The sequence below is a fragment of the Pelomonas caseinilytica genome (assembly GCF_021353235.1).
GTDB lineage: Bacteria > Pseudomonadota > Gammaproteobacteria > Burkholderiales > Burkholderiaceae_C > Pelomonas > Pelomonas caseinilytica.
In genome coordinates, this window is sequence record NZ_JAJTWT010000005.1 from 404014 (window position 1) to 416836 (window position 12823).

Consider the following 12823-nt stretch of genomic DNA (forward strand, 5'->3'; position numbering starts at 1 on the left):
CAACCCATGGCCGGACATTCCAAATGGGCCAACATCCAGCATCGCAAGGGCCGCCAGGACGAGAAGCGCGGCAAGATCTGGACGCGCATCATCCGTGAAATCACCGTCGCGGCCCGCCAGGGCGGCCCCGACATCAAGGACAACCCGCGCCTGCGCCTGGCCGTGGACAAGGCCAAGGCCGCCAACATGCCGGCGGACCGCATCAAGTACAACATCGACAAGGCCAGCGGCAACCTCGACGGCCTGAGCTACGAGGAGATCCGCTACGAGGGCTACGGCATCGGCGGCGCGGCCATCATCCTCGACACCATGACCGACAACCGCGTGCGCACGGTGGCGGAGGTGCGCCACGCCTTCAGCAAGTACGGCGGCAACCTCGGCACCGAGGGCTCGGTGGCCTTCCAGTTCAAGCATTGCGGGCAACTGGTGTTCGCGCCGGGCACGTCAGAGGACAGGATCATGGAAGTGGCGCTGGACGCCGGTGCCGAGGACGTCATCGCCGGCGATGACGGCTCCATCGAGGTGCTGACCGCCCCGGCCGACTACGAGACGGTCAAGGCCGCCCTGGAAGCCGCCGGCCTGACGCCCGAACTGGCCGAAGTGACCATGCGCGCCGAGAACCCCATCGAGCTCACGGGCGACGATGCCGAGCGCATGCAGAAGCTGCTCGACGTGCTCGAGGACCTCGACGACGTGCAGGCCGTCTATCACAACGCGGAACTGGGCTGATCGATGAAAGTCCTCGTCATCGGCAACGGCGGCCGTGAACATGCCCTCGCCTGGAAGCTGGCGCAGAGCGAGCGCGTCAGCCAGGTCTTCGTGGCCCCGGGCAACGGGGGCACGGCACGCGACGAAAGGCTGGAGAACCTGCCCATCACCGACGTCAAGGCCCTGGCCGACTTCGCCGCGGATGCCAAGGTCACCCTGACCGTCGTCGGCCCCGAGGCGGCCCTGGCCGCCGGCGTCGTCGACGAATTCCGCAGCCGCGGCCTGCGCATCTTCGGTCCCACCAAGGCCGCGGCCCAGCTCGAAAGCTCCAAGGCCTTCGCCAAGGACTTCATGAAGCGCCACGGCATCCCGACGGCGGCCTACGAAACCTTCTCCGACCCCACGGCCGCCCATGCCTACGTGGACGAGCGCGGCGCCCCCATCGTCATCAAGGCCGACGGCCTGGCGGCGGGCAAGGGCGTGGTCGTGGCGATGACGCTGGACGAGGCCCACGAGGCCATCGACTGGATCCTGCAGGACAACAAGCTGGGCGTGGCCCACAACGCCGGCGGCGCGCGGGTCGTCATCGAGGAGTTCATGCAGGGCGAGGAGGCGAGCTTCATCGTCGTCTGCGACGGCCGGCACGTCGTGTCCCTGGCTACCAGCCAGGACCACAAGCGCCTGCTCGACGGCGACCAGGGCCCCAACACCGGTGGCATGGGCGCCTACTCGCCGGCCCCGGTCGTGACGCCCAACGTGCACGCCAAGGTGCTGCACGAGATCATCCAGCCCACCATCGCCGGCATGGCCAAGGACGGGCATCCCTTCACCGGCTTCCTCTACGCCGGGCTGATGATCGACGAGCACGGCCAGCCGCGCACCGTCGAGTTCAACACCCGCATGGGCGACCCCGAGACCCAGCCCATCATGATGCGGCTCAAGAGCGACCTCTTCGAGCTGCTGATGCACGCCACCGACGGCACGCTCGACCAGGTCGAGCTGCAGTGGGACCGGCGCGTGGCCCTGGGCGTGGTGCTGGCCGCTGAGGGCTACCCGCTCAACCCCCGCAAGGGCGACGTCATCACCGGCCTGCCCGCCGACGCGGAGGACGGCATGGTCTTTCACGCCGGCACCGCCGAGGTGGACGGCCAGCTCGTGACCAGCGGCGGACGCGTGCTGTGCGTGACGGCGCTGGGCGAATCGGCTCGCACGGCCGCGCAGCGGGCCTACGAGCTGGCGACAGGCATCCAGTTCGCCGGCCGCCAGTACCGCAGCGACATCGGCCACCGGGCCATCAAGCGTTGAGTGCGGCGCCCGTCGTCCTGACCGGGCCGCTGCGACCCCATGGCCGCCCGAGTCATCTGGCGCGCGGGCTGCTCCGGCTCTTCGGCTGGACGGTCGACGCGCCGGGGCTGCCGGCCGAACAGGGCGTCATCCTCGTCTATCCCCACACGTCGAACTGGGACTTCGTCGTCGGCCTGCTGGCCAAATGGGCCATCGGCCTGCAACTGCGCTTCTGGGGCAAGGACAGCCTCTTCAAGGCGCCGCTGCTCGGGGCCTGGATGCGCTATCTCGGCGGCGTCGCCGTGGACCGCAGCAGCCGCCGCGGCCTCGTGGGCGACACCGTGAGGCAGATGCGCGAGGCCGGCGAGCGCGGCGAGCGCTTCTGGCTGGCCGTGGCGCCCGAGGGCACCCGCTCGCTCACCGCGGGCTGGCGTACCGGCGCCTACCAGGTGGCGGTGCAGGCCGGCGTGCCGGTCGGCCTGGCTTACTTCGATTTCGAACGGCGTATCGTCTCGCTGACGCGTTTCCTGCAACTCAGCGGAGACCCGCAGGCGGACTTCGCCGCTTTCGCCGACTATCTCGGCTCGCGGGTCGGCAGGCGTCCCGCCCTGGCCAGCCCCATCCGTCCACGCCCATGAATTCCCAAGCCGTCCGTGACTACCTGCTCGACCTCCAGCAGCGCATCGTGAGCGCCCTGGAGGCCGCCGATGGCAATGCCTTCCTCAGCGATGCCTGGACCCGCGAGCCCGGCGGCCGGCTCGAGGGCGACGGCCTGTCGCGGCTGATCGAGGGCGGCTCCGTCTTCGAGCGCGGCGGCGTCAACTTTTCGCACGTCAAAGGCCGGGTTCTGCCGCCCTCGGCCACGCAGCACCGGCCCGAGCTCGCCGGCGCGCCCTTCGAGGCGATGGGCGTCTCCCTCGTGCTGCATCCGCACAACCCCTTCGTGCCGACGGTGCACATGAACGTGCGCATGTTCGCGGCCCTGCCGGCCAACGCCCCGGCGGTGACCTGGTTCGGCGGCGGCATGGACCTCACGCCCTACTACGGCTACGAACGCGACGCCCAGCATTTCCACCGCGTCTGCCGCGACGCCCTCGAGCCGCACGGCGAGGCCCTCTACCCACGCTTCAAGAGCTGGTGCGACGAGTACTTCTTCCTCAAGCACCGCCAGGAGCCGCGCGGCATCGGCGGCATCTTCTTCGATGACTTCGCTGTTCCTGAAGGTTCTGGCGGCTTCGACGCTGGCTTCGCGGTCATCCGTTCGGTCGGCGACGCCTTCCTGGCGGCCTACCTGCCCATCGTCGAGCGCCGCCAGGGCTACGCCTACGGAGAGCGCGAGCGCGACTTCCAGGCCTATCGCCGCGGGCGCTACGTCGAGTTCAACCTCGTCTGGGACCGTGGCACGCTGTTCGGCCTGCAATCGGGCGGACGCACGGAATCCATCCTGATGTCCATGCCGCCCCAGGCGTCGTGGCGTTATGACTGGGCCCCGGAGCCCGGCACGCCGGAGGCGCGGCTCTATGCCGACTTCCTGCGGCCACGCGACTGGGCCGACGAGCCGGCGACGGCGCTGTGGCTTTGAAGCTCGCCCTGTTCGGCGGCAGCTTCGACCCGCCCCACCTCGGCCACCTGGCCTTCGCGCGCTACGCCCTCGACGCGCTGGAGCCCGACCAGCTGCTGTGGTTGCCGGCAGGCCGGCAATGGCAGAAGCCCGACCAGATCATGGCGGCAGGCATCCACCGCGTGCAGATGCTCAAGCGGCTGATCGCCGGCGAGCCGCGCTTCGCCGTCGACGAGCGCGAGCTGCACCGCCGCGGCCCCAGCTTCACGGCCGATACCCTGCGAGAATTCGCCGCCCAGCATCCGGGTGCCGAGCTGATGTTCCTGATCGGCCAGGACCAATACGCCCGGCTGCCGACCTGGTACCAGGCGGAGTCCGTGACCGAGCTGGCCACCCTCGTCGTCGTGCCCCGCGCCGGCGAGGCCGTCGTGACGCCCGCGGGCCTGGGGCCGCACCGCCTGCGCGTGCTGCCCCTGCCCGAGACACCCATTTCATCCACCGCCGTGCGCGAGGCCGTCGCGCACGGCCAGGACATCGGCCCCATGGTGGGCGCCGAAGTCGCAAGCTATATTGCCTCGCACCGCCTTTACGAGAAGAAGCCCTGAATGGACATTCGCAAGTTGCAACGCGCCATCGTCGATGGTCTCGAGGACGTCAAGGCCCAGAACATCGTGGTGTTCAATACCGAGCACCTGTCGCCGCTGTTCGAACGGGTCATCATCGCCTCGGGTACAAGCAACCGCCAGACCAAGGCGCTTGCTTCCAGCGTGCGTGAAACGGTCAAGGGCCGCGGCATGCAGGTGATGCGCACCGAAGGTGAGGACAACGGCGAATGGATCATCGTCGACTGCGGCGCCGCCGTTGTCCACGTGATGCAGCCGGCTATCCGCGACTACTACCACCTCGAGGAGATCTGGGGCGAGAAGCCGGTCAAGCTCAAGCTCGGCAGTGCCGAGACCAAGCTCGTGAAGGCCTCCGAGGAACCGGCGCCGGCCGCGAAGAAGGCCGCGGCCAAGAAGGCGCCCGCGGCCAAGAAGGCCCCGGCCGCCAAGAAGGCGGCGCCGGCCAGGAAGGGCGTCAGCCGCGTGGTCGGCACCAAGACGCCGGCGGCCAAGACGGTCAAGGTCGGCGCGCCCAAGCCGGCCGCGAAGAAGCCCGCCGCCAAGGCTGCGCCGGCCAGGAAGGCCGCGCCGGCGAAGAAGGCGGCGCCCGCCCGCAAGGCCGCGCCCGCCGGCAAGACCGCCGCCAGGAAGGCTCCCGCCAAGAAGAAGGCCTGATGCGCCTCCTCCTCGTCGCCGTGGGCCAGCGCCAGCCGGCCTGGGCCGACACCGCCTACGAGGATTTCGCCAAGCGCTTCCCGCCGGAACTCAGGCTGGAGCTGAAGGCCGTCAAGGCCGAGACGCGCGGCAGCAAGACGGCCGAGCAGCTGATGGCCGCCGAGGCGGCCCGCATCGAGGCGGCGTTGCCCAAGGGCGTGCGCCGCATCATCCTGGACGAGCGCGGCGAGCGCCGCACGACGGTGCAGTTGGCGGAGCGGCTGAAGCTGTGGATGGGCGAAGGCCGCGACGCCGCCCTCGTCATCGGCGGGCCGGACGGCCTGCATCCCGACCTCAAGGCCACGGCCGACGAGACGCTGCGCCTGTCGGATCTGACCCTGCCGCACGCCTTCGCCCGCGTGCTGCTGGCCGAGGGCCTCTACCGTGCCTGGACGGTCACGACCGGCCACCCCTACCATCGTGAGTGAGCTGATCTACCTCGCATCGCAGAGCCCGCGCCGCCGCCAGTTGCTGGAGCAGATCGGCGTGCGCCACGAGCTGCTGCTGCCAGGCGCGGATGAAGACGCCGAGGCGCTGGAGGCCGTGCTGGCCGGCGAGCCGCCCGAGGTCTACTGCGCCCGGGTCACTGGTGCCAAGCTCGACGCCGCACTGGCGCGGCTGGCGGCGCGCGGCCTGCCTTCGGCGCCGGTGCTGTGTGCCGACACGACCGTCGCCATCGACGACCTCATCCTCGGCAAGCCGCAGGACGAGGCCGATGCCCGGCGCATGCTGGGCCTGATGTCGGGCCGCACCCACCGGGTGGTCACGGCGGTGGCGGTGGCCGACGGGACACGCCGCGCCGCCGCGTTGAACGTGTCCCACGTCGAGTTTGCGCCCCTGGCTGCCCCCCAGATCGAGCGCTATGTGGCCAGCCGCGAGCCCTTCGGCAAGGCGGGCGGCTATGCCATCCAGAGCCAGGCGGCCGCCTGGATCGTGAAGATTGCCGGCAGCTACTCGGGCATCATGGGGTTGCCCCTCTTTGAGACGGCGCGGCTGCTCGAACAATTCGGCTTTGAGTTTTGACGCTTGCGTGCCGCGGCACGCAAGGGTCAGCATTCAAAGGTTCGCGATGGAAGACATCCTGATCAACTGGTCGCCGCAGGAGACGCGAGTGGCCGTGGTCGAGAACGGCGCCGTGCAGGAGCTGCACATCGAGCGCACGTTGGAGCGGGGCCTGGTGGGCAACGTCTACCTCGGCAAGGTGGTGCGCGTGCTGCCCGGCATGCAGAGCGCCTTCATCGACATCGGCCTCGAGCGTGCGGCCTTCCTGCACGTGGCCGACCTGCACAGCGCCTCGCAGTTCGGCCACGGGCGTCACCAGGGCGGCACCGACAGCCCGCCCACGCCCATCGAGCGCCTGGTCTTCGAGGGCCAGCCCCTCACGGTGCAGGTCATCAAGGACCCCATCGGCACCAAGGGTGCGCGGCTGTCCAGCCAGATTAGCATCGCCGGCCGCATGCTGGTCTACCTGCCGCAGGACGAGCACATCGGCATCAGCCAGAAAATCGGCTCGCCCGAGGCGCGCGAGGCTCTGCGCGCGCGCGTGCAGGCCCTCGTGGGCACCAAGGAGCAGGGCGGCGGCGGGGGGTTCATCCTGCGCACCAACGCCGAGGATGCCAGCGACGAGGAGCTGGCCGCCGACATCGCCTACCTGCGCAAGACCTGGCAACAGATCCGCGAGAAGGCGCTGACGCTGCCGCCCGCCAGTCTGCTGCACCAGGACCTGAGCCTCGTGGAGCGCGTGCTCCGCGACCTCACCAACGAGCGCACCGGCTCCATCCGCATCGACTCCAAGATGCAGTACGACGTGCTGCGCCAGTTCGGCGAGACCTTCATGCCGGCAGCCACCGCCAAGCTGGAGCATTACCGCGGCGAGCGGCCCATCTTCGACCTGTGCAACGTCGATGCCGAGATCGCCCGGGCCCTGGCCCGCAAGGTCGAGCTGAAGTCCGGCGGCACGCTGGTGTTCGACCAGACGGAGGCCATGACGACCATCGACGTCAACACCGGCGGTTTCGTCGGCGCCCGGAACTTCGACGACACCATCTTCAAGACCAACCTTGAAGCGGCCGGCGCCATCGCCCGCCAGCTGCGCCTGCGCAACCTGGGCGGCATCATCATCGTCGACTTCATCGACATGACGCGCGAGGAGCACCGGGCGGCCGTGCTGGCCGAGTTCAAGAAGCAGCTCGCCCGCGACCGCACCAAGGTGACGGTCGGCGGCTTCACCCAGCTCGGCCTCGTGGAGATGACGCGCAAGCGCACGCGCGAGTCGCTGGCCCGCATGCTGTGCGAGCCCTGCCCGACCTGCGAAGGCCGCGGCCAGGTGAAGACGGCGCGCTCGGTCTGCTACGACATCCTGCGCGAGATCCTGCGCGAGGCGCGCCAGTTCTCGCCGAAGGAGTTCCGCGTCGTGGCCGCGGCCAACGTCGTGGAAATGCTGCTGGATGAGGAGAGTGCCCACCTGGCCGGCCTGTCGGACTTCATCGGCAAGCCCATCTCGCTGACCGCCGAGCCGACCAACCAGACCGAGCATTACGACATCGTGCTGCTCTGAAGCGCCGGTCGCTGCGGCGGCGGACGGTTGCCGCCGACGCGGCCTTGTCTGACGTTACAAGTGACGCGGCTGCGGCAGAATCGCGCGCCATGCTCGCATCCGTTTCACGTCGCCGCTCCCTCGCGGCCCTGGCCGCCCTGGGCGGCTCGTTCGGCGCCGGCACTGCGCTGGCGCAACTGCGCATCGACATCGCCGGCGTCGGCGGCACCCGGGTGCCGGTGGCCATCGTCGACTTTCGCGACGAGTCGCGCTCGCCCCAGCCCATCGCCGCCATCATCCGCGCCGACCTGGAACGCAGCGGCCAGTTCCGCAGCGTCGATGCGCCGGCCGGCTTGAGCGAGACCTCGGTGCCGGTCTTCGGCGACTGGCGCAGCCGGCAGGCCGACGCGCTGGCCGCGGGCTCGGTGACCCGCCTGGCCGACGGGCGCCTGGACATCCGCTTCAAGCTCTGGGACGTGGTCAAGGGCAGCGAGCTGATGGGTCAGGCCCAGGCCGTGCTCCCGGACGACGCCCGCCTGGCGGCCCATCGCATTGCCGACGCCATCTACGAAAAGCTCACCGGCGAGCGCGGCGTCTTCGCCACCCGCATGGCCTACGTCACCAAGGCCGGCTCGCGCTTCAGCCTCGTGGTGGCCGACGCCGACGGCGAGGGCGCACGCGTCGCCCTCACCAGCCCCGAACCCATCATCTCGCCGGCCTGGGCGCCCAACGGCCGCGAGCTGGCCTACGTCTCCTTCGAAAGCCGCAAGGCCACCGTGCGCATCCAGGACGTGCAGACCGGCCAGCGCCGCGTGCTGGCCGACTTCAAGGGCACCAACAGCGCCCCCGCCTGGTCGCCCGACGGCTCGCAACTCGCGCTCAGCCTCTCGCGCGAGGGCGGCACCCAGCTCTTCGTCATCAACCGCGACGGCTCGGGCCTGCGCCGCTTGACGCAAAGCGGCGCCATCGACACCGAGGCCTGCTACGCGCCCGACGGCAGCAAGATCTATTTCGTCAGCGACCGCGGCGGCGGCCCGCAGATCTACCGCATGCCCGCCAGCGGTGGTTCGGCGGAGCGTGTCACCTTCGGCGGCAACTACAACATCAGCCCGGCCGTCAGCCCCGACGGCCGCACGCTGGCCTACATCAGCCGCGTCAACGGCGCCTTCAGGCTGACGGTCATGGACCTGGCCAGCGGGCAGTCGCAGCAGATCAGCGACGGCAACGACGACGAGAGCCCGGCCTTCGCGCCCAATGGCAAGCTCATCGTCTACGCCAGCCGCGCCGGTGGCAAGGAAGTGCTCATGACGACGACGCTGGACGGCAAGATCAAGACGCCGCTGCTCGTCACATTGGCCGAAGTCCGCGAACCCACCTGGGGTCCTTTTACGCGCCAGTAACTTGACAGTCCACGCCATGTAGGACAATGACGCGCCGTATTTCCCGCCCCCTGTCTGTTGTGGAGACCACTCGAATGAAGCTGACTCGCTATGCGCTCACCCTGATTGCCGCCGCCGCGCTTGCCGGCTGCGGTTCCGCCGTCAAGCTCGACGAGCCCGCGCCGGTCAAGGACATCTCCACCGCGCCGCCGGTCAACAACACCTCGCAAGGCAGCACCGCCGCCGTGGCCGACAGCGCCGTCAAGACCGTGTCGCTGGACGAGCAACTCAGCCAGCAGGTCCGCGACAAGCGTGTCGTCTACTTCGACTTCGACAGCGACGTCGTTAAGGAAGAGTACCGCCCCCTCGTCGAGCTGCATGCCAAGCGCCTGAACAACAACCGCAAGCTGGCCCTCAACCTCGAAGGCCACACCGACGAGCGCGGTGGCCGCGAATACAACCTGGCCCTGGGCCAGCGCCGCGCCGAAGCCGTCGCCAAGTCGCTGACGCTGCTGGGCGTGCAGGCCTCCCAGGTCGAAGCGGTCAGCTTCGGCAAGGAGCGCCCTGCCGTGCAGGGTAGCGGCGAGGAAGCGTGGGCCAAGAACCGCCGCGTCGAGCTCAAGGACAAGTGATGCGGGGTCTGCGTCTCACGCTCGCGGCGCTGGCCGCGGGCCTGTTCCTCGCGCAGCCGGCCCGGGCCGGCCTGTTCGAGGACGACGAGGCCCGCAAGGCCCTCCTCGAGCTGCGCGCCAAGGTGCAGGCCAACGAGGATCTCGCCAACAAGCGGGCTGCCGAGGTCAATTCGCTGGTGCAGGACCAGATCCAGCCGCTGCGCCGCAGCGTGCTCGACCTGAACGCGCAGATCGACATGCTGCGCAGCGAGATCGCCAAGCTGCGTGGTGCCAACGAGCAGCTCGCGCGCGACCTCGCCGACACCCAGCGCAAGCTGACCGACCAGTCGCAGTCCGTCGACGCGCGCCTCAAGCCGCTGGAGCCCCAGAAGGTCAGCCTCGATGGCCGCGAGTTCCAGGTCGCCCCGGACGAGCGCAACCAGTACGAGGCCGCCATCGGCCTCGTGCGCCGCGGTGACTTCACCGAGGCCGTGGCCGCGCTGAACGCCTTCCTCAAGCGCTACCCCGCCAGCGGCTACACCGACTCGGTGCGCTTCTGGCTCGGCAACGCCCAATACGGCAAGCGCGACTACAAGGACGCCATCGCGACCTTCCGCGCCTTCATCGCGGCCAACGGCGACCATCCCCGTGCCGCCGAGGCGCTGCTGGCGCTGGGCAACTGCCAGGTCGAGCTGAAGGACAACAAGGCCGCCCGGCGCAGCTTCGAGGAAGTCGTCAAGGCCTACCCCGGCACCGAGGCCGCGCAGGCCGCCAAGGAACGGCTGGCGACGCTGCGGTGATGGCGCCGGCAGATCAGCCCGATGCTGATCTCGAACGCCGCTTCGGTGGCCTGCGTCGCCTGCATGGCGACGCCGCCTACCAGCGCCTGCGCGCCGCCCGCTTCGCCGTCGTCGGCCTGGGCGGCGTCGGGTCCTGGGCCGTCGAGGCCCTGGCCCGCAGTGGCGTCGCGGCGCTCACGCTGATCGACCTCGATCACGTCGCCGAATCCAACATCAACCGCCAGATCCAGGCGCTCGGGTCGACCGTCGGCATGGCCAAGGCCGAAGCGCTGCGACGGCGCATCGCCGACATCCACCCCGGCTGCGCCGTCCACGTGATCGAGGAGTTCGTGGAGCCCGACAACTGGCCCGCCCTCGTCGACGGCTTCGAGCTCGACGGCCTCATCGACTGCTGCGACCAGGTCCGCGCCAAGGCCACGCTCGCCGCTTGGGCGAAGGCGCAGGAACTGCCCTTCGTCACCGTGGGCGCTGCCGGCGGCAAACGCGAGCCGCACCGCGTGCAGCTCGACGACCTCGGCGCCGCCACGCACGACCCCTTGCTGGCCTCGCTGCGCCAGCGGCTGCGCAAGCAGCACGGGTTCGCCCGCAGCGAGCGCATGGGCGTGGCCTGCATCTACTCGCGCGAACCGGTGCACCTGCCCGTGGCGGGTGAGGGCGAGGCCTGCGACGTGGGCGACGGCAGCCTCAACTGCCACGGCTACGGCTCCAGCGTGACCGTCACCGCCACCTTCGGCCTGTGCGCCGCGGCCGAACTGCAGCGCCAGCACATCGCCCGCCCATCGGCCTGACGGCAACGCCTCGAAAATTCTTGCTGGGCGCCGAAAAACCTGCCTATAATGGCAGGCTCTGCTTGACGCGGGATGTTAGCTCAGTCGGTAGAGCAGCGGACTTTTAATCCGTTGGTCGCAGGTTCGAATCCTGCACATCCCACCAGAATTCTGGTGTTGATTCGCAAGAATCGCGCTACAATTATTGGCTCAGCGAGGCACCGCCTAAGCTGAATCAGGGCTCTTAGCTCAGTTGGTAGAGCAGCGGACTCTTAATCCGTTGGTCGTAGGTTCGAATCCTACAGGGCCCACCAATTAATCATCCCGGGGCGTCCCGGGAAGTCAAAAACCCCTTAAGAATCAACGCTTAAGGGGTTTTTTGTTGTCCCAAGCGGTGCGGGTAAGTCCCCCAGGTGCTCACCCCCTCGGCGGGTAACTTTGCGGGTAAGGTGCCCGCTGCGGGTAACTCGGGCGTAGAGTGACCCGCATGGCTACCGTTTCTCCCCTGACGGACAAGGCAATACGGGCTGCGATGAGCAAGGCCCAGAAGGACGGCGCGCCGCTCCGCCTGACCGATAGCGACGGCCTGCGGCTGGACGTCAGGCCGACCGGCTCGGGGTGGTGGCGACTTCGCTACCGGCATGACGGCAAGGAAGGCATGTTGTCCTTGGGCACGTACCCGGAGGTCAGCCTGGCCCAGGCGCGTGAACGACGCACAGACATGCGGCGCCAGCTCGCCGCAGGTCACAACCCCAGCGATCAGCGCAAGGCCGACAAGACCGAAGCGAAGCGGCTGCAGGAGGCGAATCGTCGAGCCGCGGCGGGTGAGCCCCAGGAGGGGAGTTTTCAGGCCGTCGCACTCGACTGGTACGCGGTCCAGTCCAGCAAATGGGCGAGCAGCTACGGTGAAAAGGTCCTGGCCCGGTTCAAGGCGGACGTGTTCCCGTTCATCGGGACGCGCCAGGTCGCGGAGCTGACCCCGCCGGAGTTGCTGAAGGTCTTCCAGGGGATACAGGCCCGGGGCGCCATCGAGACGGCGCTGCGCGCCCGCGCGGAGTGCTCCCAGGTGTTCCGCTTCGCGGTGGTCAAGGGCCTGGTGCAGAGTGATCCGTGCCGTGATTTGACCGGCGCGCTGCAGACGCCAACGGTCCGTCACTTCGCGGCCGTCACCGACCCTGCCCAGCTTGCCCAGCTCCTGCGCGCCTGCGAGGGCTACACGGGGACGCCGATCGTGCGTGCCGCGCTGAAGCTGGCGCCCATGCTCTTCGTCCGTCCCGGCGAGCTGCGCTTTGCTGCCTGGTCGGAGTTCGACCTGGAAGCCGCGACCTGGACGATCCCGGCGGCGAGGATGAAGCGGAACAGGCATGACAAGCTGAACGGCGCTCCGCACTGGGTTCCGCTGCCGCGACAGGCTCTCGATGTGCTGCGCACGCTGCGGCCTCTCACCGTTGCCACCGGCTGGGTCTTCCCCGGCGAGCGCAAGCGAGACAAGCCGATCAGCGAGAACACGGTGAACGCGGCGCTGCGCGGCTTGGGTTTCGGCAAGGAAACGGTCACGGGGCATGGCTTCCGAGCCACCGCACGCACATTGCTGGCCGAGCGTCTGGGGCAGCCTGAGGCTGTGATCGAAGCGCAACTGGCGCACAGCGTGCCCGATGCGCTGGGTCGGGCCTACAACCGCACGCAATGGATCGACATGCGCCGGACCATGATGCAGACGTGGGCGGACTACTTGGACCGTTTGTGCAACGGCACTTAGGCCTTGTCGATGAGTGACAGGGCGGCGTAGGGGCCGGCTTGGGCTCTCGCCGGACTGGGGCACGTCACCGGGCTTTGAACCTCCCCGTCAGTGCTTGAGAAT

At 69.1% G+C, this 12823-nt stretch carries 14 protein-coding genes and 2 tRNA genes; all 16 read left to right on the top strand.

The window, feature by feature from the left end:
- Window positions 1-6 precede the first annotated feature (6 nt).
- The 16 genes from LXT12_RS14705 to LXT12_RS14780 all read left to right on the top strand — a co-directional run bounded on the left by LXT12_RS14705 (window position 7) and on the right by LXT12_RS14780 (window position 12721).
- Entirely contained in the window at window positions 7-729 is a 723-nt protein-coding gene (locus LXT12_RS14705; protein ID WP_233392933.1) for a YebC/PmpR family DNA-binding transcriptional regulator, read from the top strand.
- Window positions 730-732: 3 nt separating this feature from the next.
- Window positions 733-2013 (top strand): phosphoribosylamine--glycine ligase, encoded by a 1281-nt coding sequence (purD, locus tag LXT12_RS14710; RefSeq protein WP_233392934.1) that lies wholly within the window; start codon window positions 733-735, stop codon window positions 2011-2013.
- Window positions 2010-2630, top strand: a complete 621-nt coding sequence (locus tag LXT12_RS14715; protein WP_233392935.1) for a 1-acyl-sn-glycerol-3-phosphate acyltransferase — start codon at window positions 2010-2012, stop codon at window positions 2628-2630. Before purD ends, LXT12_RS14715 begins: the two co-directional genes overlap by 4 nt.
- Window positions 2627-3574, top strand: coding sequence for an oxygen-dependent coproporphyrinogen oxidase (gene hemF, locus LXT12_RS14720; RefSeq protein ID WP_233392936.1), 948 nt, complete (start codon window positions 2627-2629; stop codon window positions 3572-3574). Before LXT12_RS14715 ends, hemF begins: the two co-directional genes overlap by 4 nt.
- Window positions 3571-4158: a nicotinate (nicotinamide) nucleotide adenylyltransferase gene (gene nadD, locus LXT12_RS14725; RefSeq protein WP_233392937.1), complete on the top strand. Its 588-nt coding sequence runs from the start codon at window positions 3571-3573 to the stop codon at window positions 4156-4158. Before hemF ends, nadD begins: the two co-directional genes overlap by 4 nt.
- Complete coding sequence (gene rsfS / locus LXT12_RS14730) at window positions 4159-4830, top strand: ribosome silencing factor (protein WP_233392938.1); 672 nt, start codon at window positions 4159-4161, stop codon at window positions 4828-4830.
- Window positions 4830-5297: a 23S rRNA (pseudouridine(1915)-N(3))-methyltransferase RlmH gene (gene rlmH, locus LXT12_RS14735; protein WP_233392939.1), complete on the top strand. Its 468-nt coding sequence runs from the start codon at window positions 4830-4832 to the stop codon at window positions 5295-5297. Before rsfS ends, rlmH begins: the two co-directional genes overlap by 1 nt.
- On the top strand, window positions 5290-5892 hold the full coding sequence (locus LXT12_RS14740) for a Maf family protein (protein ID WP_233392940.1): 603 nt from the start codon (window positions 5290-5292) through the stop codon (window positions 5890-5892). Before rlmH ends, LXT12_RS14740 begins: the two co-directional genes overlap by 8 nt.
- Before the next feature lie 46 nt (window positions 5893-5938).
- The gene (gene rng / locus LXT12_RS14745; protein WP_233392941.1) at window positions 5939-7426 is read left to right on the top strand and encodes a ribonuclease G; all 1488 of its coding nucleotides are present in this window, start codon (window positions 5939-5941) and stop codon (window positions 7424-7426) included.
- 89 nt (window positions 7427-7515) lie between these two features.
- Complete coding sequence (gene tolB / locus LXT12_RS14750; protein ID WP_233392942.1) at window positions 7516-8805, top strand: Tol-Pal system beta propeller repeat protein TolB; 1290 nt, start codon at window positions 7516-7518, stop codon at window positions 8803-8805.
- Between the two features lie 74 nt (window positions 8806-8879).
- Window positions 8880-9416, top strand: a complete 537-nt coding sequence (gene pal, locus LXT12_RS14755; protein WP_233392943.1) for a peptidoglycan-associated lipoprotein Pal — start codon at window positions 8880-8882, stop codon at window positions 9414-9416.
- Window positions 9416-10195 carry a tol-pal system protein YbgF gene (gene ybgF / locus LXT12_RS14760; RefSeq protein ID WP_233392944.1) on the top strand — a complete coding sequence of 260 codons (780 nt, stop codon included), beginning with the start codon at window positions 9416-9418 and terminating at the stop codon, window positions 10193-10195. The genes pal and ybgF overlap by 1 nt, the downstream gene beginning before the upstream one ends.
- Window positions 10195-10983 carry a tRNA threonylcarbamoyladenosine dehydratase gene (locus LXT12_RS14765; protein WP_233392945.1) on the top strand — a complete coding sequence of 263 codons (789 nt, stop codon included), beginning with the start codon at window positions 10195-10197 and terminating at the stop codon, window positions 10981-10983. The genes ybgF and LXT12_RS14765 overlap by 1 nt, the downstream gene beginning before the upstream one ends.
- A gap of 69 nt (window positions 10984-11052) precedes the next feature.
- Window positions 11053-11128 (top strand) — tRNA-Lys (locus tag LXT12_RS14770).
- A 72-nt stretch (window positions 11129-11200) separates the two neighbouring features.
- Window positions 11201-11276, top strand: a tRNA-Lys gene (locus LXT12_RS14775).
- 173 nt (window positions 11277-11449) lie between these two features.
- Window positions 11450-12721: a tyrosine-type recombinase/integrase gene (locus LXT12_RS14780; RefSeq protein ID WP_255763614.1), complete on the top strand. Its 1272-nt coding sequence runs from the start codon at window positions 11450-11452 to the stop codon at window positions 12719-12721.
- The last annotated feature ends 102 nt before the right edge of the window (window positions 12722-12823 follow it).